General features: G+C 52.8%; 15 protein-coding genes, 1 tRNA gene and 3 rRNA genes. 5 read left to right on the top strand and 14 right to left on the bottom strand.

Features of this window, described 5'->3' with window-relative positions; all coding sequences use genetic code 11:
- Positions 1-5: 5 nt before the first annotated feature.
- From K0H81_RS01110 to K0H81_RS01095, 4 genes are read right to left on the bottom strand one after another with little or no spacing between them, the layout of a single operon-like run.
- Positions 6-521, bottom strand: coding sequence for a pilus assembly protein PilP (locus K0H81_RS01110; RefSeq protein WP_220043906.1), 516 nt, complete (start codon positions 519-521; stop codon positions 6-8).
- Positions 518-1141, bottom strand: a complete 624-nt coding sequence (locus K0H81_RS01105; protein WP_011864017.1) for a type IV pilus inner membrane component PilO — start codon at positions 1139-1141, stop codon at positions 518-520. Before K0H81_RS01105 ends, K0H81_RS01110 begins: the two co-directional genes overlap by 4 nt.
- The gene (locus tag K0H81_RS01100; RefSeq protein WP_011864016.1) at positions 1138-1719 is read right to left on the bottom strand and encodes a PilN domain-containing protein; all 582 of its coding nucleotides are present in this window, start codon (positions 1717-1719) and stop codon (positions 1138-1140) included. Before K0H81_RS01100 ends, K0H81_RS01105 begins: the two co-directional genes overlap by 4 nt.
- Positions 1707-2786 carry a pilus assembly protein PilM gene (locus K0H81_RS01095; RefSeq protein WP_220059599.1) on the bottom strand — a complete coding sequence of 360 codons (1080 nt, stop codon included), beginning with the start codon at positions 2784-2786 and terminating at the stop codon, positions 1707-1709. The genes K0H81_RS01100 and K0H81_RS01095 overlap by 13 nt, the downstream gene beginning before the upstream one ends.
- 184 nt (positions 2787-2970) lie before the next feature.
- Here K0H81_RS01095 and K0H81_RS01090 point away from each other — a divergent pair, with 184 nt between their 5' ends.
- Positions 2971-5556, top strand: coding sequence for a penicillin-binding protein 1A (locus tag K0H81_RS01090; RefSeq protein ID WP_220059598.1), 2586 nt, complete (start codon positions 2971-2973; stop codon positions 5554-5556).
- A gap of 171 nt (positions 5557-5727) precedes the next feature.
- Here the strand turns inward: K0H81_RS01090 and argH are convergent, their stop codons facing one another.
- The 5 genes from argH to argC form a co-directional block, all read right to left on the bottom strand.
- A complete protein-coding gene (argH, locus tag K0H81_RS01085) occupies positions 5728-7089 on the bottom strand; it encodes an argininosuccinate lyase (RefSeq protein WP_220059597.1) in 1362 nt (453 codons plus the stop codon).
- 93 nt (positions 7090-7182) lie between these two features.
- Complete coding sequence (locus K0H81_RS01080) at positions 7183-8406, bottom strand: argininosuccinate synthase (RefSeq protein ID WP_144203908.1); 1224 nt, start codon at positions 8404-8406, stop codon at positions 7183-7185.
- A gap of 53 nt (positions 8407-8459) precedes the next feature.
- Entirely contained in the window at positions 8460-9365 is a 906-nt protein-coding gene (locus K0H81_RS01075; RefSeq protein ID WP_220059596.1) for an ornithine carbamoyltransferase, read from the bottom strand.
- A gap of 42 nt (positions 9366-9407) precedes the next feature.
- Complete coding sequence (gene argB / locus K0H81_RS01070; protein WP_220059595.1) at positions 9408-10193, bottom strand: acetylglutamate kinase; 786 nt, start codon at positions 10191-10193, stop codon at positions 9408-9410.
- Between the two features lie 28 nt (positions 10194-10221).
- Complete coding sequence (argC, locus tag K0H81_RS01065; RefSeq protein ID WP_220059594.1) at positions 10222-11202, bottom strand: N-acetyl-gamma-glutamyl-phosphate reductase; 981 nt, start codon at positions 11200-11202, stop codon at positions 10222-10224.
- 276 nt (positions 11203-11478) lie between these two features.
- Here argC and argE point away from each other — a divergent pair, with 276 nt between their 5' ends.
- From argE to K0H81_RS01050, 3 genes are all read left to right on the top strand, one after another.
- On the top strand, positions 11479-12636 hold the full coding sequence (gene argE, locus K0H81_RS01060) for an acetylornithine deacetylase (RefSeq protein WP_220059593.1): 1158 nt from the start codon (positions 11479-11481) through the stop codon (positions 12634-12636).
- Positions 12637-12753: 117 nt separating this feature from the next.
- Positions 12754-15390 (top strand): phosphoenolpyruvate carboxylase, encoded by a 2637-nt coding sequence (gene ppc, locus K0H81_RS01055; protein ID WP_220059592.1) that lies wholly within the window; start codon positions 12754-12756, stop codon positions 15388-15390.
- The gene (locus tag K0H81_RS01050) at positions 15390-15929 is read left to right on the top strand and encodes a YceB family lipoprotein (protein WP_220059591.1); all 540 of its coding nucleotides are present in this window, start codon (positions 15390-15392) and stop codon (positions 15927-15929) included. Before ppc ends, K0H81_RS01050 begins: the two co-directional genes overlap by 1 nt.
- 57 nt (positions 15930-15986) lie before the next feature.
- On the opposite strand, the gene K0H81_RS01045 is transcribed toward K0H81_RS01050, so the two are convergent.
- On the bottom strand, positions 15987-17261 hold the full coding sequence (locus tag K0H81_RS01045; protein ID WP_220059590.1) for a CinA family nicotinamide mononucleotide deamidase-related protein: 1275 nt from the start codon (positions 17259-17261) through the stop codon (positions 15987-15989).
- A 217-nt stretch (positions 17262-17478) separates the two neighbouring features.
- Here K0H81_RS01045 and K0H81_RS01040 point away from each other — a divergent pair, with 217 nt between their 5' ends.
- Positions 17479-17979 carry an Hcp family type VI secretion system effector gene (locus tag K0H81_RS01040; RefSeq protein WP_144203915.1) on the top strand — a complete coding sequence of 167 codons (501 nt, stop codon included), beginning with the start codon at positions 17479-17481 and terminating at the stop codon, positions 17977-17979.
- A gap of 153 nt (positions 17980-18132) precedes the next feature.
- On the opposite strand, the gene K0H81_RS01035 is transcribed toward K0H81_RS01040, so the two are convergent.
- From K0H81_RS01035 to K0H81_RS01020, 4 genes are all read right to left on the bottom strand, one after another.
- Positions 18133-18209 (bottom strand) — tRNA-Asp (locus K0H81_RS01035).
- A 36-nt stretch (positions 18210-18245) separates the two neighbouring features.
- Positions 18246-18361, bottom strand: a 5S ribosomal RNA gene (rrf, locus tag K0H81_RS01030).
- A gap of 134 nt (positions 18362-18495) precedes the next feature.
- Positions 18496-21388: ribosomal RNA gene (locus K0H81_RS01025) — 23S ribosomal RNA — on the bottom strand.
- A gap of 280 nt (positions 21389-21668) precedes the next feature.
- Positions 21669-23213: ribosomal RNA gene (locus K0H81_RS01020) — 16S ribosomal RNA — on the bottom strand.
- The 16S, 23S and 5S rRNA genes sit together here with 1 tRNA gene alongside, the layout of an rRNA operon.
- Between the last annotated feature and the right edge of the window lie 132 nt (positions 23214-23345).

Below are 23345 nucleotides of genomic sequence, written 5' to 3'. Positions count from 1 at the left end.
CTTTGTTATTCACCAGTCAGTTCCATGTTGCTCATTCTTTCAGCCCAGCAACCTGTCCCATCTGGAATTAATTCAACTATTTCGACCATTTGCTGTGTAACTTTAGCAATTCGCCCGTGATACAAACCTACGTATTCGCCCACACCTAGACGATATACGCTGCCATCATTAGTCTCGATTAAGGCCCAAATATTCTTATCTTCGCTCAAGGTACCGCGCATCTTTAAATTGTCCAGCGCATAGGTTTCTAGACGGCCCTTGCGGCGTTGCAGATCTGGCTGTAGACAATCTTTGGTCGTGTCGACCACCTCTTCGGTTAATTCTCTCGAAGGCGGTACAAAGGGACTGCGCATCAACTCTGCCTGATAGGCAAAATGTTCAAACTTAGGAGGCTCCTTCAAGGGGGGCACGCGCGCGACATGTTGAGCCTTAGTGGTCGTCACAAATAACTCAAGATCGCTGCGATCCCCCATACAACCTGCTAGCATCAAGCCCACGAATAGCAAAGGTAGCTTCTTCATTTCTTCGCCCCCTTCGCCGCATTATCTTTCGGGAGCTGGGCTCCCTCTTTGAAACGATAGGTCTTGGCCAAGATCTCCATGGCGAGTTCACCGCTGTCACTGCGCTTGATAACGAAATCATGCAAGCTCACGATGCGCGGCAGTTTAGCCACACCACTGACCAGATGTCCCATCTCGTGGTAATTACCCGTTACCGACATGCTGATAGGAAACTCGATATAGAAATCGCGTTGTATCTCTTCTTGCCACTCCAGGCTCTGAATCCCCAGACCCGAGTCGGTCGCGACGAAGGTTAAATCATCGAGCAGGCCAGGCATCTCATTCTGCGACGGCAACATTTTCAGCAGCTCAGCAAATTGAACTTCCATGACCGCCAGCTGCTCTCGATACAACTTAAGATTAGCCGCTAATTGGTATTTCGCTTTAAAATCATCCCGCAAGGTGATCTCTTTGTCTTGCTCACGCTTAAGCACATCGATGGCATCTGAGACAAATAAAAAATAACCTGCAACGAAGATAATGATTGCCAGGAAAGACGCGAATACCACCTTAACCTGGGTCGGCCAACCGCCAATGTTCTCAAAATCGATATCATTGAATTCACTCAGATCGAGTTTCATTTGCTCGCTCCTTGTGTCGCCTTGGCATTATCTGCATCTTCTTCACCGATAGAGACCCTTAAACTGAAACGCTGTAGCTGACGCATCTCATCATTCTGTGAGACGATCGACTGCATATTGGGATCGTGTAACCACATTGAGGCCTTGATCTTACGCATCATGTTGGCGACGTTGTTGTTAGACTCACTACGTCCCTGGATCCACAGCAAGCTGCCCTTCTTTTCTATGCTGGAAAGATATATTCCCGGGGGCACGACACGCACCAACTCATCCAATACATGAGTGGGTAAGTTTCTTGCCTGTTGCAGGTTTAATATGATCTCGGTACGACGCTCGATATCTTTCTTACGCTCACGAATCTTTTTAATTTCGGCAATCTGTTTTTCTAACAGCTGAATTTCACCCTGCAGATAGGCATTTCTACCTCTCTGCTCCTCGGTCATCATATCGAGAACCGTTAAGGCTAAATAAACGACTAATGCCGCGCCGATAAATACAGCAGCTAATATGCCCAGATAATCGCGTTTTTGTTTTTCTCTTGCTTCTTCGCGCCAGGGCAATAAGTTTATGTTCGCCATTGAGAGTAACTCCTCAGCGCTAATCCACACGCGACCATGTATTTATTAATATTGGGCTGTAGTTGTGTCTTCACTTGCTCGTCCGCATGCAAGCAACCCAAGAAAGGGTCGGCAATGATGGTATGAACGCCGAGTTCATTCGTAAGCAGATTAGCCATGCCTTCCAGCTTTGAGGTTCCGCCACATAAGACGATATGATCGACCTTATCCTTGCCACTCGAAGTGCAGTAAATCTGTAAGGTTCGCTTAATCTGTTGTAGCAGTTGCGTCTGGAAGGGCGAGAGTACCTCGAACATATAATTGCGTGGCAAATCACCTTCGAGCTTGGCCTTCTCCGCCTGCTCATGAGACATACCGTAGAAAGATAGGATCGACTGGGTAAACTGCTCACCACCAAAGGCCTGTTCGCGGATAAAGGTCGTCTCCCCCTTCTCCACCACAGCAAAGGTGGTCATGTTCGCGCCGATATCGACCAGGGCGACGACCTTATTTTCGGCGCCATCGGGCAACTGAGCGGCGACTAACTCGAACGATCGTCCCAGCGCATATCCTTCAACATCAATCACTTTGGCTTCGAGATTGATATCGTCCAGACTATCGACTCTGGCATCGATATTCTCGGTGCGACAGGCACTCAGCAACACATCCACCTTGGAGGGGTCAGCACTGTTTACGCTGAGAGTTTCAAAATCTATGCTGACTTCATCGAGCGAATAGGGGATAAGGTTGTCGGCTTCGATCTCGATCTGGGTCTCCATCTCCTCTTCACTGAGTGAAGCATCCATGTAGATCACCTTGGTCATCACAGCCGATCCCGAAACCGCAGCCGCCGCATATTTTACGCTCTTAGGCAAAGATCGTTTGATCAATCTTAAGGACTCCAAAACCGCGTCTGAATCTCTTATCTCATGATCATTAACGGCGCCTTTTTTAACTGGCACCGCTGCGTGACTCAAAATTTTATAACCATCAGCAGTCTTACTCAGCAGTATTGCTTTTATCTCGTGGGAACCAATATCGATCCCGACCATCTGCGGAGCCTGACGCTTCCATAAATTTGAAAGCATAGTCCATCGTCACTTTTGTTATAGTTTCAGGAATTAGATTAGCACAAAATCAACTCGTTATAGATATTTGTACAAAATGTTTGTAACTTTTACAATTGCCATTTTTTTGACAACCATTTTTGCTTCACCAATAGCTGCTCGCCTTATATACTATTGTGCCTGCTAAATTTATTGGAATTATCTGGTGAAGTGGTTTAAACGAATTACCATCGCTCTATTTAGCCTAGCCCTTTTGGGAATAGGTGCAATTGCTGCGGCCTATTTTTATGTGCTGCCGGACCTCCCCGATGTTACCACTCTTAAAACCGTAAAATTGCAAACTCCATTACGAATTTACAGCGCTGATGGCAAATTAATTTCACAATTTGGCGAAAAACGCCGCATTCCAGTCGAATATGAGCAGGTACCGCAACAATTGATTAATGCGGTGCTCGACACAGAAGACGCCCGCTTCTTCGAACATAAGGGGATCGACCCCATCGGCATCATACGTGCCGCAGTGATTCTGGCTACCACAGGTAAGAAGAGCCAGGGGGCGAGTACCATCACCCAGCAGGTTGCCCGCGGCTTCTTCCTCTCCAGAGAGAAGACCTATATTCGCAAGATCAAAGAGATCTTCCTGGCCCTGAAAATCGAGCAGGCACTGAGTAAAAAAGAGATCTTAACCCTCTATCTCAACCGCTCCTTCCTGGGTAACCGCGCCTACGGTGTCGGCGCCGCCGCTCAGGTCTACTATGGCAAGGAACTCGAAGAGCTTACCCTGCCAGAGATGGCCATGATTGCCGGTCTGCCACAGGCGCCTTCTGCCGCCAACCCTATACGTAATCCGGCCCGCGCGATGAATCGTCGCAACTGGGTACTCAGCCGTATGCTGGAGAAAGAGAACATTACCCAAGACGAGTACCAGGAAGCGATAAGAGCACCTATCACCGCCAAGTACCATGGTGCCGAGGTAGAGCTCTATGCACCTTACATCTCAGAAATGGCTCGCGACTATCTGGTCGAAAAACTCGGTGAAGAGGAAGCCTATACTGGCGGTTACAACGTCTATACCACTGTCGACTCTCGCCTGCAGATGCTGGCCCAAGAGGCACTGCGCAACAACGTCTACGCCTATGACGAGCGCCACGGCTATCGCGGCGCGACTAAGGTGTTATGGGACGCAGAAGGCGCGAGCAAGCTAGATGAGGCCCAAATCGTCACGCAGCTGAAGCAGACTCAAAGCTTCCAAGGGCTCGAGCCCGCCGCCGTGATCGAGGTTGCCGAGCAGAGCGTCACGGTTATCAATACGAAGGGCGAAACCCTCACCCTGGAGTGGGAAGGACTCAAGTGGGCGCGCAAGTTCATCAGCAACAAGCGTCAGGGCAAGGCACCTAAAACCGCTGGTGAGATCCTCAAGGCTGGCGAACAGGTCTGGATCCGCAACAACGGTAACATCTGGCAGCTGTCGCAAATTCCTGAGGTGGCCAGCGCCATCGTCTCGCTGGATCCTAAGGATGGCGCCATCAAGACCCTAGTGGGCGGCTACAGCTTTCACACCAGCCAATACAACCGTGTCACTCAGGCCAAGCGTCAGCTGGGCTCCAACATCAAGCCCTTCATCTATACAGGTGCGCTTGAGAAAGGCTACACCTTGGCTACGCTGATCAACAACGCGCCGATCAACAACGCCGACATACGCCAGGGCACTGCGTGGCGACCTAAGAACTCACCCGATAAGTACACAGGGCCGACACGCCTGAGAGTCGGTCTGGCACAATCGATCAACGTCATGTCGGTACGCGCCATGCGCTATACCGGGCTAGAAAGTGCTATCGACACCCTGGTCAAGTTCGGTTTCGACCGCGACGATCTACCACAAAATGAGTCCCTGGCGCTGGGCTCACCTTCAGTGACGCCGCTGCAGGTGGTCACCGCCTTCTCGGTATTTGCAAATGGCGGTTACCGGGTCGAGCCTTACTTTATCGACCATATCGACAATGCCTACGAGCAGACGGTAGAAGAAGCTAGCCCTACGCTAGCCTGCACACCTGAGTTAGCCGAGCCACAGACGCTGCCAACGGACGATCCTTTTGCAGCGATGGCGCAGGAACTGCCTAATCAGGAAGTGGCAAATCAAGAGATAACAGGCCTAGAAGTCGCGAGCCAGGAGGTTAACGCCGAAGATCCTAGCTGTCCAAGCACGGCTCGCCACGCACCGCAGATCATCAGCAAACAGACAGCCTTCCTTATCACCGAAGCCTTGAAGAGCGTAATCTGGGGCGGCGGCGATTGGAGCAAGGGCACAGGATGGAACGGCACCGCCTGGCGCGCCGCCCGTGTGGTAAACCGTCACGATATCGCGGGTAAGACAGGTACCACCAACGAATCGAAAGATACTTGGTTCAGTGGCTTCACACCGACGCTGGCAACTACCGTATGGGTCGGCTTCGACGATCACAGCATCGAACTGGGCCGCACCGCCTGGAACACCAACGGCGCGAAAGATCAGATCTCGGGTGCCGAAGCCGGTGCCAAGACCGCCGGCCCAGGCTGGAACGAGTTTATGAAGAATGCCCTCCAAGGCACGCCTGAGCTACCTTCTCCTCCACCGGAAGGTATAGTTTCGGCCCGTATCGACCTGGCCACAGGCAAGTTGAGCCGTAAGACAGACTACACCACCAAGTTCGAGTATTTCATCCAGGGGACTGAGCCGAAGGAATTTGCCACCGAGGCGCAGACTCAGGAAGATATCTTTATCGATGATTCGGTAGAAGATCTGTTCCAATAGCCTTCAGATGGGCTGGTGTCACTCACCACCAGCCCAGTCAATTCCACTGGCCTTTTGCCATTTTTCAGTGATTTCATAGCGCCAATTTTTTGGTGCGAATAAAACTTTAGAATTAAAAAAACCTGCAACTGCAGGTTTTTTAATCGATTGATTAGACAGAATTTATCTAAACTAGCCCTTGGCAGCCAATGCAGCCTCCACCTGAGTGAGTGAGGTACCACCCAGCGCCTCACGTTTCGCCAGGCAAGAGTCTATTGTCAGACATTGATAAACATCTTCCTGGATGACACTGGCGAACACCTGCAGGCTAGCCAACTCGAACTCTTCGATAGGTTTCTTCTGGGCGATCGCCTCGACCACGACCTCACCCACCACATGATGCGCCTCTCTAAACGGCATGCCTTTGGCGACCAGGTAATCTGCAAGCTCGGTTGCATTGGCATAACCCTGCTGGGCCGCCGACAGGGTATTCTCTCTGTTGACCTTTAAGCCTGAGAGTACCAGAGCCGCCATCTCCAGACAGATAGACCAGCTGTCCATCACGTCAAACAGGCCCTCTTTGTCTTCCTGCATATCCTTGTTGTAAGCCAGAGGCAGTGCCTTCATGGTGGTCAGAATGCCCATCAGGCTGCCATAGACACGGCCCGTCTTGCCACGGATCAGCTCAAGCGCATCTGGGTTTTTCTTCTGCGGCATCAAGGAAGAGCCGGATGTCACCTGATCGTCCAGTTCGATAAAGCCCGCCTCACCGCTATTGAAGAAGATCAAATCTTCGGCCATGCGGCTCAGGTGCATCATGCTGATGGCGGCGTCTGAACACAACTCGATCACATGGTCTCTATCTGACACAGAATCCAGGCTATTAAGGGTTGGCGAGGCGAATCCCAATGACTTAGCCAGCGCGTATCTGTCCATTGGATAAGCGGTACCAGCCAGCGCACCCGTGCCCAGCGGACAGGTATCGAGACGCTGCAGACAATCTTGCAGTCGGCTGATATCACGCTCAAACATCTCCACATAGGCCAGGCACCAGTGACCGAAGGCCACAGGCTGCGCCCGCTGCAGATGGGTATAACCCGGCATGACGGCGTCCAGCTCTCGGCTGGCCAGCGACAGCAGCGCCGCTCTCAGTTGCGCCAACAGTTCGAGCAGGGCTTGGCCCTCCTTCTTGCACCAGAGCTTAAGATCGGTCGCCACCTGATCGTTGCGCGAGCGGCCGGTATGCAGCTTCTTACCCAGGTCACCGACCTTGGCGATCAAGGATTGCTCGACGAAACTATGAATGTCTTCGGCGCCGGAGGCCAAGATGGTCTCTGGCTGATCCTTCACCTCGGCCAGCAGTTCTTGCAACGCCTGCTTGAGGGACTGACACTCTTCCTGGGTGAGAATGCCCACACCTGTGATGGCATCGGCCCAGGCAATGGAACCGACAATATCTTCTTCCACCAGCCGATAATCGACCGGCAGGGAATCGTTGAAAAGTTTAAACAGTGCGCTGCTCTCTTGGCTAAATCTTCCGCCCCATAACGCCATCTCACTATCCTCTATAATCAGCTCTAAAATTTGCTCGTAAACCTGCTCTTAAAATAAAGGAGCGTTCGCCGCCCCTTTATTACCTAGTCGACTCTACTTAACGTTTAGCGCCCGGATACGGCTCGCCAATGAATAGAGACGAATGAAGCCTTCCGCATCTTTCTGGTTATAGACTTCGTCTTCACCAAAGGTGGCAAATTCCTCAGAATACAGACTATTAGGAGAACGTTTCTTCACCGCCTGCGCCTGGCCCTTATAGAGCTTAAGTACCACTTCACCGTTCAGCAGGTTCGCCAGTGGCTGAGAGGCCCCCAGCAGCGATTCACACAGTGGGGTAAACCAACGACCGTCATAGACCAGGTGCGCCATCTTGGCACCTACCTGCTCACGCCATTCTCGGCTGGTCTTGTCCAGTACCAGCTCTTCGATCGCTCTGAGCGCGGCAAACATTACTGTGCCACCAGGGGTTTCGTAACAACCACGAGACTTCATGCCCACCAGACGGTTTTCGGTGATATCGATACGGCCCACGCCATGGGCGCCGGCAATCTCATTAAGGGCCATCAGGGCACCATAAGGAGTGTATGACTGACCATTAACCTTAGTAATACGACCGGCTTCCATCTCAACCGACACATACTCAGGCTCATCGGGCGCGTCTTCCGGCGCAACCGTCATGGTCCATACTTCTTTGCTTGGCTCGTTCCACGGATCTTCCAGCTCACCACCTTCGTGGGAGATGTGCCAGGCGTTGGCGTCACGGCTGTAGATTTTGGTAGCCGAGGCGGTCGTCTTGATGTTGCGCTCTGCCAGATAGTCCAGCAGATCTTCACGGCTCACCATGCTCCACTCACGCCAAGGAGCGATCACAGTAAGGTCCGGTGCCAGGGCGGCAAAACAGCCCTCGAAACGCACCTGATCGTTGCCCTTACCGGTACAACCGTGACATACGGCGTCTGCGCCCACTTTACGTGCCACTTCCACCTGTGCCTTGGCGATAATAGGTCTGGCCATGGAGGTGCCCAGCAGATAGGTGCCTTCGTAGATGGCGCCTGTCGCTATGGTGGGGTAGATATAATCGGCTACCAGCTCCTCTTTCAGATCCACGATATGGCACTCGGACGCCCCCGAGGCGATAGCCTTCTCATGCAGCCCTTCAAGCTCGGCCTCGCCCTGACCCACGTCGGCGCAGAAGGCAACGATCTCACAGTTATCATAGGTCTCTTTTAGCCAAGGAATGATCGCCGATGTATCCAGACCACCCGAGTAGGCCAATACCACTTTTTTCACCGATGCTTTGTTGTTTTCGATAGACATTTCGTTTTCCTAAATACTCAATTCATTGGCCCAATCACCATTGGGAAGATTCGTTAACTCAGTAGGGTCACCAACACGGCATTTTGCGCATGCATGCGGTTCTCTGCCTGTTGCAAGATCAGTGAGCCGGCCCCATCGACCACCTCGGCAGCTACCTCGACACCACGATAAGCAGGTAGGCAGTGCATAAAGAATTTGGCTCCCGCCTTGTTCATCATATCGGTATCTACATGATAAGGCGCAAATTTGGCTTTGATCTCATCTAGACTGGCGTTGTCTCCCATGGAGATCCAAGTATCAGTATAGATGGCATCATGGCCGGCGATCGCCTCGACATCTGAGCTCAATACCAACTCGCCACCATGAGCCTCGGCAATCGCTTGCGCCTCCAGCACCACCTTACCGTCGGGGAAATGCCCTTGAGGACAGATCACCGTCATCTTGGCACCCAGCAGCGCCGCGCCATACATGAGCGAGTGGGTCACGTTATTGCCATCGCCGACATAGGCCAGCTTTACCTTGCTGACATCATCGAACTGCTCCGCCAGGGTCAGAAAATCCGCCAGCCCCTGACAAGGATGGTACATGTCCGACAGCGCGTTGATCACAGGTACAGTGCCATGTTCGGCGAGCTGCTCTATGGTCGAATGGGCAAAGGTTCTCGCGACAATGGCATCGGCCCAACAAGAGATGTTGGCGGCAAAGTCGGATACCGGCTCACGCTTGCCCAGGGCACCATTTTGCTGATCCAGGTAGAGACAATGACCACCTAACTTATTGATACCGATATCGAAGCTTACGCGGGTTCGCAGCGATGGCTTCTCGAATAACATCACCACACTCTTACCGTCGAGTGCCTTGCGATAGTCTTCTGGGTTGGCCTTGATCGTCTTCGCCAGGGCGAGTAAGTCGATCAGCTGCTGCTGGTTAAGCTCTTTTATCGATAGTAGGTGATTCATATATCTACTCCTAGATGAATACTGCTCTCATGTTCCGTTTAATTAATGTGGCATGACCTGAGTGCCGATAGACTCGCCCTTCTCCAGCGCGCTCAACTGTTCGGCGTCGCGCCATGAGGCCACCTGTACCGGCTGCCCCATCCACTGGGCAACCTCTAATGCCGCCTCGACCTTGACCTTCATCCCCTTCTCGATGACGCCTAACTTGGTCAGTTCATCGGCGTGGGCCTTATCCAGGGTCTTGATCAGCTGTCCCTTACCATCGAGCACGCCGCTAACGTCGGACAACAGCACCAACTGACCTCCCACCAGCTTGGCGATCACGGTCGCCGCCTGATCGGCGTTGACGTTCAGCAGATTGCCCGCGTCATCCACGGCAATCGAACTGACAATCGGCATCCAGCCCTGGGCCAACAGGAAGTTCAGATAAGTCGGGTCATTGGGCGACACTTCACCCACGAAACCGAGCTGCTCATCTTTGATGCTGCCATTGACTATGGCGCCATCGCACAGGCTCATGCCCACACTTGTGATACCCGCCTTGATGGCACTGGCCTGCAAGATCTTGTTAGAGGTCCCCGCCAGCGCGCCAACCACAATAGGCACCTGCTCTTCGGGGGTGACACGCAAACCGTCCAGCTTGACCGTCTCCATGCCATTGGCCTTGAGCTGCTCGTCTACCAGGCAACCGCCACCATGAACCAAGATGACAGATTGGCCCGACTTGATGATGTTCGCGGCGCTCGCCATCAGGCGTGCCAGCCCCATCTCACACTGCATCAGGGCGCCACCCACTTTAAGCACTAAGGTTTTCTTATTTGCCGACATAGCTACTTCTCTCTCACAGGTGACAATATTAATAATTGAAATGAATCTTTATGCATTGATGCGCCTGACTCGCCGCACCTTTCATCAGATTGTCGATAGCGCTCGCCACCACCAGATAGCCATTGAGGGGATCATACTTCCATCCCAGCAGGCAGTTAGGGGTATGCACCACATCGTCAACCTTAGGAAATTGATTATGGTACACATTCACCAGAGGCGCCGACTCATATACCTCATAGGCCTTGGCAATATCGGCTTCGCTCACCCCGGGCTTCATCTGCACGGTAATGGTAGCCAGAATGCCACGCTTAAAGTTGCCCAGGTGAGGGGTGAAGATCACCTGCTGCCCCAGCTGAGTCGCTATCTCGGGTTGATGTCTATGACCAAGCACACCGTAAGGCGTCAGGCTCACCTCGCAGAAGCTGGTGTGCAGCTGCGCCTTTCTGCCGGCGCCGGTCACACCGCTGACGGCGTTGATCACCGGCAGGCTGTCTGTCATCAGATCTTTCAGGGGTTTTAACGCTGTTAGCGAGGCCGTGGGATAACAGCCAGGCACGGCAATCATCTTGCTGGCGGCAATCGCCTCGGCGTTCCACTCCGCCAGACCATAGACGGCCTCGGCCAACACCTCTGGGTAGATATGCTCGAAACCGTACCATTTGGGATACTGTTCGCTATCGGCAAAACGGTAGGCGCCGGAAAGGTCGAACACCGCCAGACCCGCCTGATAGAACCAGGCCGCCAGGTGCAGGCTCACACCATGGTCGGTCGCCAACACCACGGCATCGGCCTCATCGACTATGGTCTGCTTGGCCTGCTCTGTTAGCGGTGCCAGACTAAGATCGATATGGCTGTAAACCGGATACAGGCTAGCCAAAGTTTTGCCCTTATCCAGACTGTTTTCAGAAACATAGAGGCCTTGAATCTTAAGCTGATCATCGGCCTGGATCAGTGAAGTAACCTGAGCACCTGTGTAACCACTGGCGCCAATTATCGCTATGCTTTTCATACTTTATGACTTCTATATTGTGTTAACGGTAAAAAAGAGAGGGGCACTGCTAAAGCCCTGGTATAGATACCAATATGACAAGATTATCGTCGCAGGAAGTGATTACAGCTAACCTTATATGCAAAAAGTAAGAAGAAATTGTTCATTTTTTATCTCTAAGTTAAGCCTTTAATAATGGCACTCGTTTTAGCTGTTTGATAGACTAACACAACAAACTAATTATGCAATATTATTGAATAGATATTTTTAAATAAAATTGGTGATTTGAGTCAAATGATGAAAACCTTTCCCGATATCAAGCAATCCTTTCGCGAGCTAATTGCTACCCCGTCCATCAGCGCCCAGGAAGCAGAACTCGACATGAGTAACCAAGGTGTGGTGAGTCTGCTGAGCCAGTGGCTCACCGATCTGGGCTTCGACTGCCAGATGCAGGCCGTCCCCGACACACGTGGTAAACACAACCTGCTGGCCAAGATCGGCCAGGGACGCGGTGGGCTGCTGCTGGCGGGACATACAGATACAGTTCCTTTCGACGAGGGACGCTGGAGTCAGGATCCCTTTACCCTTACCGAGAAGGATAATCGCTGGTATGGGCTGGGCAGCTGCGACATGAAGGGTTTCTTCGCGCTGGTCATAGAGGCGGTGCGCCAGATGCCGACCCAAGATTTCATTCGCCCGCTCTACATACTCGCCAGCGCCGATGAAGAAACTACGATGAATGGCGCCAAGGCCTTCGCCCAATCTAAGGCCATCGCACCTGAATATGCACTCATAGGCGAGCCCACCGGCCTAAAGCCTGTCTATATGCATAAGGGACACCTGGCACAGGGCATCCGCATCACGGGACGCAGCGGTCACTCTTCGGATCCGGCCAAGGGACTCAACGCCATAGAGATCATGCATCAGGTGATAGGCAAGCTCCTCAAGCTGAAGCAACACCTGGCGGAGCACTACCGCGAAGAGGCCTTCAGCGTGCCCTATCCCACCATGAACTTTGGCCATATTCACGGTGGCGACGCGGCCAACCGCATCTGCGGCTGCTGCGATCTGCACCTGGATATCCGCCCCCTCCCCGGCCTGCCGTTAGAGGTCTTGGAACAACTTCTGACCCAATATCTCGCCGAGCTGAGTCAGCGCTATCCTGGCGCCATCAGCATAAGCCAGCTCTATCCCGGCTCCCAGCCCTTCGCGGGACAGGCAGATGCGCAATGGTCACAGCTGGTCGCCCAGCTATCGAATCAGGCCCCCGAGGTAGTCAACTATGCGACCGAGGCTCCCTATATTCAACAACTGGGCTGTCAAACCTTAGTCTGGGGACCGGGCAGCATAGAGCAAGCACATCAGCCAGATGAGTACCTGGACACCGCCTACATAAACAAAACCGTCGACTTGCTAAAACAGTTGATTTACCACGCCTGCATAAAGGCGCCATAAAAAATTCATGCAAGGTGATATAGAACACATAAGCATACGATATGAAGATATGCCGTATTGACCTAAACCTGATAGCCTAGGTATGGTGATTGATTAACTCGTGGGTATGGAGCATTTATGACAGATATGTACGCGTCGCTGCGATCCAATGTGGGCACATTAGGCCAAATATTAGGCGATACTATTCGCACACACATGGACGAGCCCTTTTTAGATAAGATTGAACAAATCAGACACCTGGCCAAGAGCTCACGCCAAGGCAACGATACTGCCAGGGAACAGATGCTTACCCTACTGGCCGCCTTACCCGACGAAGAGTTGGTACCATTTGCCAAGGCCTTCAACCAGTTTCTCAACCTAGCCAATATCGCCGAGCAGTTCCATACCATCAGCCGCAACTGTGACGAGCTGGTCTGCGTGCCCGATCCTGTGGATCAACTCCTGGGGCGCATGCTAAATGGGCGCATTGACCAAGATAAGATGCTCGAGTGTCTGCAGACGCTGGATATCGATCTGGTACTCACGGCGCACCCGACCGAGATCTCGCGTCGCACCCTGATCCAGAAATACTCCGCCGTGGTCGATTGTCTCGCCACCATGGAGAACCCTCAGCTCACCGAGCGCGAGAAGAAACAGAATCACCTCAGACTCAGACAGCTTATCGCCCAGATCTGGCACACCAACGAGATACGCCACGAGCGCCCAACGCCGGTGGACGAAGCCCGCTGGGGACTGAGCACCATAGAGGCGTCACTCTGGCAGGCCATTCCCGACTTTCTGCGCCAGCTCAACGAACAGGTCGAAGAGCGCACCGGCAAGCAGCTACCCAGCGACATAGCACCCATCCGCTTCTCCAGCTGGATGGGCGGCGACCGCGACGGCAATCCCTTCGTCACCGCCAAGGTCACCCAGGAAGTATTGGATCGCAACCGTCACACGGCGGCGCGCCTCTACCTCAAAGATGTGGTCTTGCTGGTCAACGAACTGTCGATGGAGGAGGCCAACGAGGAACTACTGGCCCTCACAGACAACAGCCACGAGCCATACCGCGTGGTGCTGCGGGAGCTAAGACAGAAGCTACGCGACACCATAGATTACCTAAATGCCCGCCTCGAGGGGCATTCACCCGAGGTGGATCTCGATAGCCTTATCTGGCATGAGGATGATCTCAAACAGCCCTTGAGCCTGCTCTATCGCAGCCTGACCGAGTCGGGCATGAGCCTGATCGCCAATGGTCTGCTGCTGGATATGCTGCGTCGTCTGGCCTGCTTCGGTATCCATATGTTGCGCCTGGATATCCGCCAGGATGCCCAGCGCCATAGCGATGTCATCGCCGAGCTGACCCGTTACCTGGGCCTTGGCGACTTCGACCACTGGGACGAGCATGAGAAACAGGCCTTCCTGCTGCGGGAACTAAGCGGCAAGCGTCCGCTGATCCCCCATAACTGGGAACCGAGTGCCGAGGTCGCCGAGGTGATCGGCACGGTCAGATTGATCGCCAGCCAGTCGCCTAAGGCCCTGGGCTCCTATGTCATCTCCATGGCGAGCCAGCCGTCGGATGTATTGACTGTGCTCCTGCTATTGAAAGAGGCAGGATATCAGCATCCGATGCGGGTGGTGCCACTGTTCGAGACCTTAGAAGATCTCAACAACGCCGCCAGCTGTATCTCGGCGCTATTCGCCATCGACTGGTACCGCGGCTACTGCAAAGGCAGCCAGGAGGTGATGATAGGCTACTCAGACTCGGCTAAAGATGCCGGCGTAATGGCGGCCGCCTGGGCACAATACAGTGCGCAGGAAAAACTGGTTAAGGTCTGTAACCAGGCAGACATCAAACTCACCCTGTTCCACGGCCGTGGTGGCACCATAGGCCGCGGCGGCGGACCAGCCCACAAGGCGATCTTATCGCAGCCACCGGGATCGGTAGATGGCCGCATCAGGGTGACAGAGCAAGGCGAGATGATCCGCTTCAAGTTCGGCCTGCCTAAGCTGGCAGTGCAGAGCCTGGCGCTCTATACCTCGGCCGTGATGGAGGCCACCCTGCTGCCGCCACCAGAACCTAAGCCAGAGTGGCGCGAGGCGATGGAGCGACTCGCCAGTGACTCAGTCACCGCCTATCGCGCCATAGTGCGTGAGGAGCCAGATTTTGTCGCTTACTTCCGCGCGGCCACCCCTGAAGTCGAGCTCGGTAAGCTACCGCTAGGTAGCCGCCCCGCGAAACGTCGGGTGGATGGTGGTATCGAGAGCCTGCGTGCGATCCCCTGGATCTTCGCCTGGTCGCAAAACCGCTTAATGCTCCCTGCTTGGCTAGGCGCCGGCGAGGCGCTGCAACAGGCTGCCGACCGTGGCGAACTCGCCCTGTTAAGGGAGATGGAGCAGCAATGGCCCTTCTTCGAGACACGCATCTCCATGCTAGAGATGGTCTACGCCAAGGCCGAACCTAACCTGGCTAAGTACTATGAGACCTGCCTGGTGCCGCAAGAGCTACATCATCTCGGCGAAGCCCTACGTAGCCGTATGGCGACAGGGATCAAGGTGGTCTTGGAGCTGACCCAGTCCGACGCCCTGATGTCGCATACTCCATGGAATCGTGAGTCGGTAGAGCTACGTAATCCCTATATCGACCCGCTCAACTTCCTCCAGGCCGAACTCCTGGCGCGTACCCGTAAGGAGCAGGCTGGATCAAGCAATGTCGAGTTGGCACTGATGCTCACCATCGCAGGCGTGGCGGCGGGCATGAGAAACACGGGTTAATGAAAAGCCTAGCCCTAATAGGCGTGCTGATGCTGAGTTTGACTGCATGTGTCAGTCAATACAGCATCAGCGAGCGCCAGCTCACCAACTACCTGAACGACGAGATGCATTTCGAGGTCAAAGAGGGCAATCGTTTCTTTGGCATAGAGATGAAGATCAATGATGTGAAGGTCAAGCTTGGCCACAAGGCCGACACCATGGCGATCACGGCTAACAGTCTTATCAAGGTGGCCAACCCGCTGATGCCGCTCAATGCCACCATGACGGCCGAGTTCGAAGCCAAGCCTTGGTATGATGCCGACCAGCACAGTCTCTATCTTAAGGACCTTACCCTGGTCAACCTGAGATCTAACCCAAAGGATCTCGAGCAGGCCATAGGCCAGGTGAGTCCTCAGATCATGGGATTCATGACCCACTTCCTCGAGACCCAACCTGTGTATGTGCTCGATACCCAAGAGGGTAATCAGGCGCTTGTCGCCGAGATGACCAAACGTATCCAGGTCGTTCCGGGCAAGATTAACCTTATCTTTAAAGATTAACCTCAGCACATAATCAACTCTATTTAAGGCGCCATTATGCTTGGCGCCTTATCTAGTCTATCTTGCAAATCGCGGATAAGAGGAATAGTCCACCAGAACTGGCGACTCCTGCAACTCACGCCTTAGCATATCCAAGGCAACGGCCGTGCTCAGTTGCCGCACCAACTCGCGGGAACGCGCCGGGAACTTAAGCATCTGGCTATAGACACCTTGCCGAGTCGCCAAGGCGATCGCCACAGTGCCAACCGGCTTTGCCTCGCTGCCACCATCGGGTCCGGCAATGCCACTGGTCGCCAGGGCATAGTCGCTGTCCAGCAGGCTTCTTGCCCCCTTGGCCATCTCCTCAACCGTGGTAATAGAGACTGCCCCATGGTCATCCAGGGTCGCAGGCTTAACCCCCAATACGCGCACCTTAGACTCGTTGCTATAAGTCACCAGCCCCTGATCCAGGTAATTGGAGCTGCCGGCAAAGGCCACTAGATTGTTGGCGATCATGCCGCCGGTACAGGACTCGGCAATACTTAAACGCTTACCCGAAGCCAGCAGCCCGTTGTGGATCACCTGTGCCAGCGAGGTAACGTTGTGGCCGACGACCGCATCGCCTAGACGAGCAAGCACCTCGCCCTTCACCCTGTCTAATTCGCCAATGGCTGCTTCCCCTCGGGCAAACAACTTAATCTCGATATAGGGCATGAAGGAGCGATAGCCCAGGGTCAGGCCATCCGGTAAAGGCATACCCTCTAGCTTATCGGCCAGTGCCGATTCCCCCTGACCTATGGTCAGCAGCTTCTGCACCTCGACTTCGACATGGCTATCGGCGATCTGCTCCACAAAAGGAATGAACTGGTCGGTCACCATCTTCTTAAACTCGAAAGGCACACCGGGAGTAAAGAAGAGCCAGGCACTATTGAGTTTGACGCGAAAACCACAGGCCGTGCCCACAGGATTGTCCACCATGATGGCCGAAGCGGGTAACATCGCCTGTTTGAGATTGCTCTCTGGCATGTGTCGACCGTTACGGGTAAACCACTCTTGAATACGCTCCCGCCACAGGGTGCACTCGACCAGAGGCTCGCCCTTGGCAATGGCCATCGCCTCGGAAGACATATCATCGCTGGTCGGGCCGAGCCCGCCATTGACCAGGATGACATCGGCGTGCTCGCTACGCTGGCGAAACACCTCGACCAGATCGTCCAATCTATCGCCTACCGTGATCCGCTGCTGCATCTCTATGCCGTGGTCCATCAAGGCATTTGCCGCCCATGCCGCATTGGTATCGACTATCTGTCCGGACAACACCTCTTCACCGGTGCAGATCATTTCTATTTTCATATCCATCCTTTGAAACTAAGCCATTTCACTTGGCCATAAGGTAGGTAAGGCCGCGTGGAATAGCAATAGACAATCTTGCGGCTCGCTCGATATTCATGCTACTGGGCGTTATGCGGTGTTTACAGATTCTTTAGTTCTAAGCAAAAACGAACCCATTTCTAAATGCAAACTAGACTCAATAAATAATTAACCCAATTCGGCAATAGGTAGAATGATTATGTATAAACTCGCGGCCATGGGCCTATTAGCGCTCAGCTCCTTGTCGCTGAACGCGGCTACGGATATGTTTCTCAAGATAGATGGCGTCGATGGCGAGAGCCTGGACGCGCAGCACCGCAACGAGATCGATGTACTCGCCTGGTCTTGGGGGGCAAGCAGCGACATGCGACGCACCTGCATTCAAGATATTAGTGTGACCAAGTATGTGGATAGCGCCTCACCCCAGCTCCTCATGAACCAGATGAGCCACATGCAATACCCTAGAGCGACACTGACGGTGCGCAAGGCGGGTGGCACGCCCCTGGAGTATATAGTGATCGAATTACGTGACGTATGGGTCTCCAGCCTGTCTACCGGCGGCTCAGGCGGAGAAGATCGCCTCACCGAGAACATCACCCTTAACTTCGAAGAGCTCAAATATCAATATACTCCGCAAAAGGCAGATGGCAGCGGCGGACCAGCGATCTCGGCCACCATCACAAGCGAGAAATGCAGATAGGCGACTAGCTGTGAATCAGCCCTAATAAGTAAGATTTTTAACGGGTAACCAGGCAAGCAATTCGATAAGCGTAAGTCGAAAAGTGTTTGAGTTTTTCGAAAGCCAAAAACGAAAAAAGCCTCTGCATTACTGCAGAGGCTTTCATCTTGATGTTGGCGGAGCGGACGGGACTCGAACCCGCGACCCCCGGCGTGACAGGCCGGTATTCTAACCAACTGAACTACCGCTCCTTTAGTAACACGCTTACGCGGGATACTAAATTAGGCGCCTGGAAATGACCTACTCTCACATGGGGAGACCCCACACTACCATCGGCGCGATTGCGTTTCACTTCTGAGTTCGGGATGGGATCAGGTGGGACCACAATGCTATGGTTTCCAGACAAATTTGGAAATTCGGAAAGCTGTACTCTTTATTTAAGAGTCAATTTGAGTTCGGACTTCAATCAAGTACTTTTGTATTCTTTTGATTTTCGTAAACCATTACTTACTTTGCAGTAAAACCCTTTTGGGTTGTATGGTTAAGCCTCACGAGTCATTAGTACAGGTTAGCTCAACGCCTCACAACGCTTACACACCCTGCCTATCAACGTCCTAGTCTCGGACGGCTCTTTAGAGACCTTAAAGGTCTAGGGATGACTCATCTTAGGGCTCGCTTCCCGCTTAGATGCTTTCAGCGGTTATCGATTCCGAACGTAGCTACCGGGCAATGCCATTGGCATGACAACCCGAACACCAGCGGTTCGTCCACTCCGGTCCTCTCGTACTAGGAGCAGCTCCCTTCAATCATCCAACGCCCACGGCAGATAGGGACCGAACTGTCTCACGACGTTCTGAACCCAGCTCGCGTACCACTTTAAATGGCGAACAGCCATACCCTTGGGACCGACTTCAGCCCCAGGATGTGATGAGCCGACATCGAGGTGCCAAACACCGCCGTCGATATGAACTCTTGGGCGGTATCAGCCTGTTATCCCCGGAGTACCTTTTATCCGTTGAGCGATGGCCCTTCCATTCAGAACCACCGGATCACTATGACCTGCTTTCGCACCTGCTCGACGTGTATGTCTCGCAGTTAAGCTGGCTTATGCCATTGCACTAACCGTACGATGTCCGACCGTACTTAGCCAACCTTCGTGCTCCTCCGTTACTCTTTGGGAGGAGACCGCCCCAGTCAAACTACCCACCAGGCACTGTCCTCAACCCCGATTCAGGGGCCAGAGTTAGAACATCAACACTACAAGGGTGGTATTTCAAGGATGACTCCACGAGAACTGGCGTTCCCGCTTCAAAGTCTCCCACCTATCCTACACATGTAGGGTCAATGTTCAGTGCCAAGCTATAGTAAAGGTTCACGGGGTCTTTCCGTCTAGCCGCGGGTATACGGCATCTTCACCGCAATTTCAACTTCACTGAGTCTCGGCTGGAGACAGCGTGGCCATCATTACGCCATTCGTGCAGGTCGGAACTTACCCGACAAGGAATTTCGCTACCTTAGGACCGTTATAGTTACGGCCGCCGTTTACCGGGGCTTCGATCATGAGCTTCTCCGAAGATAACCCAATCAATTAACCTTCCGGCACCGGGCAGGCGTCACACCGTATACTTCCTCTTGCGAGTTTGCACAGTGCTGTGTTTTTGATAAACAGTTGCAGCCACCTGGTATCTGCGACTCCCGTCAGCTTAGAGAGCAAGTCTCATCACCAACAGGAGCGTACCTTCTCCCGAAGTTACGGTACCATTTTGCCTAGTTCCTTCAGCCGAGTTCTCTCAAGCGCCTTGGTATTCTCTACCCGACCACCTGTGTCGGTTTGGGGTACGATTCCTACTAACCTGAAGCTTAGAAGATTTTCCTGGAAGCATGGCATCAACTACTTCATCACCGTAGTGACTCGTCATCAACTCTCAGTATTAGGTACCCGGATTTGCCTAAGTACCCTACCTACAGCCTTAAACGCGGACAACCAACGCCGCGCTAGCCTAGCCTTCTCCGTCTCTCCATCGCAGTTAGCAGAAGTACGGGAATATTAACCCGTTTCCCATCGACTACGCCTTTCGGCCTCGCCTTAGGGGTCGACTCACCCTGCCCCGATTAACGTTGGACAGGAACCCTTGGTCTTTCGGCGAGGAGGTTTTTCACCCCCTTTATCGTTACTCATGTCAGCATTCGCACTTCTGATACCTCCAGCGTGGGTTACCCCTTCACCTTCAACGGCTTACAGAACGCTCCTCTACCGCACTAGCGCAAGCGCTAGTACCCATAGCTTCGGTGTATTGCTTAGCCCCGTTATATCTTCCGCGCAGGCCGACTCGACTAGTGAGCTATTACGCTTTCTTTAAATGATGGCTGCTTCTAAGCCAACATCCTAGCTGTCTAAGCCTTCCCACATCGTTTCCCACTTAGCAATAACTTTGGGACCTTAGCTGATGGTCTGGGTTGTTTCCCTTTTCACGACGGACGTTAGCACCCGCCGTGTGTCTCCCGAGTAGTACTCATTGGTATTCGGAGTTTGCAAAGGGTTGGTAAGTCGGGATGACCCCCTAGCCTTAACAGTGCTCTACCCCCAATGGTATTCGCTCGAGGCGCTACCTAAATAGCTTTCGAGGAGAACCAGATATCTCCCGGTTTGATTGGCCTTTCACCCCCAGCCACAAGTCATCACCGCATTTTTCAACATACGTGTGTTCGGTCCTCCAGTTGATGTTACTCAACCTTCAACCTGCCCATGGCTAGATCACCGGGTTTCGGGTCTACACCTTGCAACTAAACGCGCAGTTAACACTCGGTTTCCCTACGGCTCCGCTATTCGCTTAACCTCGCTACAAAATGTAAGTCGCTGACCCATTATACAAAAGGTACGCAGTCACGGTCTCAAGAACCGCTCCCACTGCTTGTACGTATACGGTTTCAGGTTCTATTTCACTCCCCTCACAGGGGTTCTTTTCGCCTTTCCCTCACGGTACTGGTTCACTATCGGTCAGTCAGGAGTATTTAGCCTTGGAGGATGGTCCCCCCATATTCGAACAAGATATCACGTGTCCCGTCCTACTCGTTTTCACCTAAAGTTAGTTTTCATGTACGGGGCTATCACCCTGTATCGCTGTGCTTTCCAACACATTCCACTAACACCCTCTAGGCTTAAGGGCTAATCCCCGTTCGCTCGCCGCTACTAGGGGAATCTCGGTTGATTTCTTTTCCTAAGGGTACTTAGATGTTTCAGTTCCCCTCGTTCGCCTCATTAAGCTATGTATTCACTTAATGATGACACCTTATGGTGCCGGGTTTCCCCATTCGGACATCGTTAGCTCAAATGCTTGTTACTAGCTCGCCAACGCTTTTCGCAAGTTACTACGTCCTTCATCGCCTCTGACTGCCAAGGCATCCACCGTATACGCTTAGTCACTTAACCATACAACCCAAATGAGTTTCATCTGAGTCGCATCGCAACTAACGGTTTCTACTTTCGCCAAAAGAATACTCAAGTCACTTGATTAAAGTGTGTTTTGAGAACTCAATTATTTTTCGCGCTAATGCTACAAACAGCGATAAATCGCCATCCCTTTCACATTAACACTATCAGCTTTCCAAATTTTTAAAGAACAAGCATCGTCGCTCGGACGTGCCACTCGCTCTAACAAGAACAAGTTATCTGTGTGAACACTCAACAAATATCAATTCAATCGTATAGGTAAGGAGGTGATCCAGCCCCAGGTTCCCCTAGGGCTACCTTGTTACGACTTCACCCCAGTCATGAACCACACCGTGGTAAACGCCCTCCCGAAGGTTAAGCTATCTACTTCTGGTGCAGCCCACTCCCATGGTGTGACGGGCGGTGTGTACAAGGCCCGGGAACGTATTCACCGTGGCATTCTGATCCACGATTACTAGCGATTCCGACTTCATGGAGTCGAGTTGCAGACTCCAATCCGGACTACGACCGGCTTTGTGAGATTAGCTCCACCTCGCGGCTTCGCAACCCTCTGTACCGACCATTGTAGCACGTGTGTAGCCCTACTCGTAAGGGCCATGATGACTTGACGTCGTCCCCACCTTCCTCCGGTTTATCACCGGCAGTCTCCCTAAAGTTCCCGGCATTACCCGCTGGCAAGTAAGGATAAGGGTTGCGCTCGTTGCGGGACTTAACCCAACATTTCACAACACGAGCTGACGACAGCCATGCAGCACCTGTCTCAGAGTTCCCGAAGGCACCAATCCATCTCTGGAAAGTTCTCTGGATGTCAAGAGTAGGTAAGGTTCTTCGCGTTGCATCGAATTAAACCACATGCTCCACCGCTTGTGCGGGCCCCCGTCAATTCATTTGAGTTTTAACCTTGCGGCCGTACTCCCCAGGCGGTCTACTTAATGCGTTAGCTTGAGAACCCAGTGTTCAAGACACCAAATTCCGAGTAGACATCGTTTACGGCGTGGACTACCAGGGTATCTAATCCTGTTTGCTCCCCACGCTTTCGTACCTGAGCGTCAGTCTTTGTCCAGGGGGCCGCCTTCGCCACCGGTATTCCTTCAGATCTCTACGCATTTCACCGCTACACCTGAAATTCTACCCCCCTCTACAAGACTCTAGTTGACCAGTTCGAAATGCAGTTCCCAGGTTAAGCCCGGGGCTTTCACATCTCGCTTAATCAACCGCCTGCGTACGCTTTACGCCCAGTAATTCCGATTAACGCTTGCACCCCTCGTATTACCGCGGCTGCTGGCACGAAGTTAGCCGGTGCTTCTTCTGCGAGTAACGTCACAGCTAACGGGTATTAACCGTTAACCTTTCCTCCTCGCTGAAAGTGCTTTACAACCCGAAGGCCTTCTTCACACACGCGGCATGGCTGCATCAGGCTTGCGCCCATTGTGCAATATTCCCCACTGCTGCCTCCCGTAGGAGTCTGGGCCGTGTCTCAGTCCCAGTGTGGCTGATCATCCTCTCAGAACAGCTAGGGATCGTCGCCTAGGTGAGCCATTACCTCACCTACTAGCTAATCCCACCTAGGTACATCCAATCGCAGAAGGTCCGAAGAGCCCCTCTTTTCCCCCGTAGGGCGTATGCGGTATTAGCAGTCGTTTCCAACTGTTATCCCCCTCGACTGGGCAGTTCCCTAGGCATTACTCACCCGTCCGCCGCTCGTCATCTTCAAAAGCAAGCTTTTGAAATGTTACCGCTCGACTTGCATGTGTTAGGCCTGCCGCCAGCGTTCAATCTGAGCCATGATCAAACTCTTCAATTAAAAGTTTTTTTGACTCTCACTCAATAAAGAGTAAAGAATCGACTCAATGAATTCTGATTCATATAAATGACTCGGAAGAATCATCCATATGTTTGTACATATTGCTATGAACACTCATCGTTGCATTGAGAT

The sequence above is a fragment of the Shewanella halotolerans genome (genome assembly GCF_019457535.1).
GTDB classification, from domain to species: domain Bacteria; phylum Pseudomonadota; class Gammaproteobacteria; order Enterobacterales; family Shewanellaceae; genus Shewanella; species Shewanella halotolerans.
The sequence above is the reverse complement of the archived record's forward strand: the minus strand, read 5'-3'. Positions and strand labels throughout refer to the sequence as shown.